Below are 4,300 nucleotides of genomic sequence, written 5' to 3'. Positions count from 1 at the left end.
TGTCTCGTTTCCCCATCTCGGGAAGGACATTAAGCGCCCCCAGCGGGCCGCACCCTCCGTCTCGGACAGGACGGGGCGTCGCCGCCCCGCCATTCCCGGGCACGAGACCCGGAAATACGCGTGGGAATAGGCGTCAGCCTATCCTTATTCAATTTCCGGTTGCCGAGGCAACATCAACTGACACGCCCGGCCCCATGGTCGAGCTGAGCGACACCTTCTTCATGAAGGTGCCCTTGGCGCCCGAGGGCTTGGCCTGACTGACCGCACCCACGAAGGCGCGCACGTTCTCGACCAGCTTGCCCTCGTCGAACGAGGCCTTGCCGATGCCGGCATGCACGACGCCTGCCTTCTCGGCACGGAACTGCACCTCGCCACCCTTGGCGTTCTTGACCGCCTCGGCCACGTCCATCGTCACCGTGCCGACCTTGGGGTTCGGCATCAGGTTGCGCGGACCGAGGATTTTCCCCAGCCGCCCGACGACCGGCATCATGTCCGGGGTCGCGATGCAGCGGTCGAACTCGATCGTGCCGCCCTGGATCGTTTCCATCAGGTCCTCGGCACCGACGATCTCGGCACCAGCAGCCCGGGCCTCGTCGGCCTTGGGGCCGCGGGCAAAGACCGCAACGCGCACATCCTTGCCGGTGCCGTTGGGCAGCGTCACGACGCCCCGCACCATCTGGTCGGCATGCCGGGGATCGACGCCCAGGTTCAGCGCGATCTCGACCGTCTCGTCGAACTTGGCGCTCGCGTTCGCCTTGATCAGCGCGACCGCGTCCTCGACGCTGAGGTTTTCCTTGCCAGCGACGGCTGCGCGCGCGGCGCGCACACGTTTTCCATGCTTTGCCATCGCGCTTACCCCTTCACCTCGATGCCCATCGAACGGGCCGACCCCAGGATGATCTGCATCGCGCCTTCGATGTCGTTGGCATTCAGATCCTTCATCTTCGTCTCGGCGATCTCGCGCACCTGCGCCACCGTCACCGTCCCCGCAACGTCGCGGCCGGGCTTTTCGGAGCCCTTGGCGCGGTTGCGCTTTCCGACCGGCTTGAGACCCGCCGCCCTCTTCAGGAGAAAGGACGCAGGCGGCGTCTTGATCTCCATCGCGAAGGACTTGTCCTGGTAGTAGGTGATCACCGTCGGACAGGGGGCGCCGGGCTCCAGATCCTGGGTCTTGGCGTTGAACTGCTTGCAGAATTCCATGATGTTGATGCCGCGCTGACCGAGCGCGGGACCAACGGGCGGACTGGGATTCGCCTGGCCTGCCTTGACTTGCAGCTTCAGCTTGCCGATTACCTTCTTGGCCATAAGGCCGTCTCCTTCCATTCACCGCGCCGGACCCACGCGAGGGTGGCGCATCGGTTTAGTGGTCCGGCATTCGGGCGCGCCCGCCTGCCTCCCACGGCTTTGCATCAGCCCCCCTTGGAGACCTGCGTGAATTCCAGTTCGACCGGCGTTGCCCGGCCGAAGATCGACACCGTCACCTTCAGGCGCTGGTTGTCGTCGTCCACTTCCTCGACCATGCCCGAGAAGCCCTCGAAGGGGCCGTCGGTCACGCTGACATTCTCGCCGATCTCGTAGGTGATGAGCGAGCGCGGCTGCGCCTCGCCCTCCTCGGCACGGTTGAGGATCTGGTTCACCTCCTCGTCGCGCATCGGCATCGGCTTGCCCTGAGGGCCGAGGAAACCGGTCACCCGGTTGATCTGGCTGATCAGGTGATAGCCGCGATCGCTCATGTCCATGCGCACCAGCACATAGCCGGGCATGAAGCGGCGTTCGGTCGTCACCTTCTTGCCGCGGCGGATCTCGATCACCTCTTCGGTGGGCACGAGAACCTCTTCGATCTCGTCCTCGAGACCGGCATCGGCGACGGCTGTCCTGATCTGTTCGGCAACCTTCTTCTCGAAGTTCGAGAGCACGCCCACCGAATACCACCGCTTCGCCATCTTGCCCCTAACCTCGCATCCACCGGCCTTGGGCCGTTTTCTCTTTGCGACCTGCGCTTTCTGGAACAAAAAACAGCGCGCAACCCGAATCGATGCACGCCGGAACCCAGAACAGCGTTCGCCTTACAGATGTGATCCCCGCCTTTCAAGCCCGCTGGCCTGAAAATCGGCAGGCTCAGCCGAAAAAGCCCAGGATCAGTTGCAGCCCCGAACGGATCATCCAGTCCACGAAGAAGAAGAAGATCGCCGTCAGGGTGGCCATGATCAGGACCATGACTGTGCTCAGTCCGACCTCGCGCCGGGTCGGCCAGACGACCTTGGAGACCTCGGACCGGGTCTGCTGGATGAACTGGAGCGGATTGGCCATGGCCGTGATGGTCTCGTTTTCTCTTGCCGACAGGGGGCGAAATACGCGCTCGGCGCCGAGATTGCAAGGGCGCAGGTCCGGGCTGACGGCGCCCTAGTCGCGGTCCGTGTCGGCCGAGAGACGCGAGAACGGATCGCCGCATCGTCCCCGGCGGCCTCCCGCGAGAAGGCCGCATGTCCGTGCGATTCCGATCAACCGCCCCAGAAGGAAAACCCCGCCCCCTAGCCCGAGCACCGCGAAGGCGATGCCGATCAACTGGGGGTCGGGCGCGCCCTCCGGGACGAAACCGGGCAGGACGGGGGCGGGCAGGGTCAGCTCGGATAGGGCGGCAACCGGCGGTGTGGATGACGGCGGATCGGCCGCCGGGGCGACCAGCCACTTGGCGCCCGGCGCCTCGCGCGCCGCAACCGCCGCGGGCAACGCCAACGCGCCCACCCAGACCCGTATCGCAAGGTTTCCGCGCATTTTCCCCATGCCCTGCCAGCGCCGTCATCGCACGCACCCGGAAGAATCCCGCTCGACTTCCGGGTTTTCGCAGGACGGCGTGGCAGCGAGAAGGCACCGCAAGGGCAGTTCGGCGGCATATGCGGAGAATGAGCTTGGCAGGGGCGGAGGGACTCGAACCCCCGGCCCTCGGTTTTGGAGACCGATGCTCTACCAACTGAGCTACACCCCTAGGCCGAAGCCCGGTTACGTCACCGGGGCGGCGGAATCAAGCCCGGTTTTTCGTCCGCGATCTGGTTTCGCGGCCGCTCGGGTGCTAGGCCGGGCACCATGACCGCCCTGCCCGATCCCGAGACACGCGATCTGTTCGACGCCGCGCCATGGGCCGCGCTGGCGCAGGCGGAGTTCGGGGCGGCTGCGGGCGTGCCGACGATGCTGAGCGCAGGGGAGCAGCGGCTTTATCTCTGGCTTGCGCGCGACTGGGCGCGGGGCGCGGGGGCCATCGTCGATCTGGGCTGTTTCGCGGGCGGTTCGACCGCGCGGCTGGCCGAGGGGCGGCGGCAGGCGGGGCATCGCGCATCCGTCCATGCCTTTGACCGGTTCACCGCCTCCGAGGAGTTGAAGGCCCGGATGCTCTATCCCGCGGGCATCCCGCCCTTCGCGGGCGGGGACATCCTGCCCCTGGTGCGGCGCCTGCTGGCGCCCTGGGACGCGCTGGTCACGCTGCATCCCGGCGAGATCGCGGACCAGCACTGGTCCGACGGGCCGATCGAGATCCTGGCGATCGACGCGGCGAAATCCGACGCCATGGCCGATGCGATCGCAGCGCGGTTTCTTCCCGGCCTGATCCCGGGCGGGTCGATGGTGATCCAGCAGGACTATTTCCACTGGCGCCAACCCTGGCTGGCGGCCCAGATGGCGCGGCTGGCCGACTGTTTCGCGCCGCTGGCCGTGTGCCCGCCGACCAGCGCGGTCTTCCTGTGCACCCGCGCACCCGATGCCGACATGCTGGCGCGGGCGGCCTGCACCGGGCTGGACGACGCCGCCCTTGCCGCGGGGCTGGCGGCGGCGCGGGCGCAGATGGCGCGGTTCGGGCAGGCGGCACGATTCGACCGGCTGGCGGCGGCGCTGGCGGCCAATCCGGGCGGGCGGGTCGCCTGGCGGATGCGCAAGCCCTGAACCGTCGGTCAGTCGGCGGATTTCCTGCCCGATCCCTGCGCGCTTTCCGACAGCTCGGCAAAGCGGTCCGGCACGAAGCGTTCGGAAAAGCCTGCCAGCGTGCACCAGACGATGAGCCGGGCGAAATCCTCGGTCGGGCGCAGAGGCAGAAGCGGCGAAGGCGCCATCCCGAAGGGCGGCGCGGGTGTGCCGGGCGGCGGCGCGGCGGTCTCGGCCATCTTCCAGAGGCCGAAATCGCCTTCGAGAAAGATCGGCCCGGACAGGATGTTGCCCATCATCAGGAAGAACAGGATCACCGCCGCGATGCCCCCCACCAGCAGCCGCACCCAGAGCGCGCCGGGGGAATAGACGACATCCATGTCGTTCC

7 protein-coding genes and 1 tRNA gene are annotated in these 4,300 nt (G+C 67.2%); 1 reads left to right on the top strand and 7 read right to left on the bottom strand.

What is annotated here, in order from left to right; all coding sequences use genetic code 11:
* Window positions 1-148: 148 nt before the first annotated feature.
* The 6 genes from rplA to ENN83_RS07595 form a co-directional block, all read right to left on the bottom strand.
* Window positions 149-847 carry a 50S ribosomal protein L1 gene (gene rplA / locus ENN83_RS07620; RefSeq protein WP_287185679.1) on the bottom strand — a complete coding sequence of 233 codons (699 nt, stop codon included), beginning with the start codon at window positions 845-847 and terminating at the stop codon, window positions 149-151.
* A gap of 5 nt (window positions 848-852) precedes the next feature.
* On the bottom strand, window positions 853-1,305 hold the full coding sequence (gene rplK / locus ENN83_RS07615; protein ID WP_287185677.1) for a 50S ribosomal protein L11: 453 nt from the start codon (window positions 1,303-1,305) through the stop codon (window positions 853-855).
* A 104-nt stretch (window positions 1,306-1,409) separates the two neighbouring features.
* The gene (gene nusG / locus ENN83_RS07610) at window positions 1,410-1,943 is read right to left on the bottom strand and encodes a transcription termination/antitermination protein NusG (protein ID WP_287185675.1); all 534 of its coding nucleotides are present in this window, start codon (window positions 1,941-1,943) and stop codon (window positions 1,410-1,412) included.
* Window positions 1,944-2,118: 175 nt separating this feature from the next.
* The gene (gene secE, locus ENN83_RS07605; protein WP_132697034.1) at window positions 2,119-2,310 is read right to left on the bottom strand and encodes a preprotein translocase subunit SecE; all 192 of its coding nucleotides are present in this window, start codon (window positions 2,308-2,310) and stop codon (window positions 2,119-2,121) included.
* 93 nt (window positions 2,311-2,403) lie between these two features.
* Window positions 2,404-2,775 (bottom strand): hypothetical protein, encoded by a 372-nt coding sequence (locus tag ENN83_RS07600; RefSeq protein WP_287185673.1) that lies wholly within the window; start codon window positions 2,773-2,775, stop codon window positions 2,404-2,406.
* A 135-nt stretch (window positions 2,776-2,910) separates the two neighbouring features.
* Window positions 2,911-2,986 (bottom strand) — tRNA-Trp (locus ENN83_RS07595).
* Between the two features lie 98 nt (window positions 2,987-3,084).
* On the opposite strand from ENN83_RS07595, the gene ENN83_RS07590 reads away from it, so the two are divergent.
* Window positions 3,085-3,933, top strand: coding sequence for a hypothetical protein (locus ENN83_RS07590; protein WP_287185671.1), 849 nt, complete (start codon window positions 3,085-3,087; stop codon window positions 3,931-3,933).
* Between the two features lie 8 nt (window positions 3,934-3,941).
* Here the strand turns inward: ENN83_RS07590 and ENN83_RS07585 are convergent.
* A partial coding sequence (locus ENN83_RS07585) for a hypothetical protein (protein WP_287185669.1) occupies window positions 3,942-4,300 on the bottom strand: 359 nt, incomplete at its 5' end.

The sequence above is a fragment of the Rhodovulum sp. genome (genome assembly GCF_011048875.1).
GTDB lineage: Bacteria > Pseudomonadota > Alphaproteobacteria > Rhodobacterales > Rhodobacteraceae > Rhodovulum > Rhodovulum tesquicola.
Note: the sequence above shows the minus strand (reverse complement) of the source record. Positions and strands in the feature narration are given on the sequence as shown.

Bases quoted from the DNA above. Each gene is read 5' to 3' on its own strand.
- rplA (WP_287185679.1), bottom strand. From the start codon at position 847: ATGGCAAAGCATGGAAAACGTGTGCGCGCCGCGCGCGCAGCCGTCGCT.
- rplK (WP_287185677.1), bottom strand. From the start codon at position 1,305: ATGGCCAAGAAGGTAATCGGCAAGCTGAAGCTGCAAGTCAAGGCAGGC.
- nusG (WP_287185675.1), bottom strand. From the start codon at position 1,943: ATGGCGAAGCGGTGGTATTCGGTGGGCGTGCTCTCGAACTTCGAGAAG.
- secE (WP_132697034.1), bottom strand. From the start codon at position 2,310: ATGGCCAATCCGCTCCAGTTCATCCAGCAGACCCGGTCCGAGGTCTCC.
- ENN83_RS07600 (WP_287185673.1), bottom strand. From the start codon at position 2,775: ATGCGCGGAAACCTTGCGATACGGGTCTGGGTGGGCGCGTTGGCGTTG.
- ENN83_RS07590 (WP_287185671.1), top strand. From the start codon at position 3,085: ATGACCGCCCTGCCCGATCCCGAGACACGCGATCTGTTCGACGCCGCG.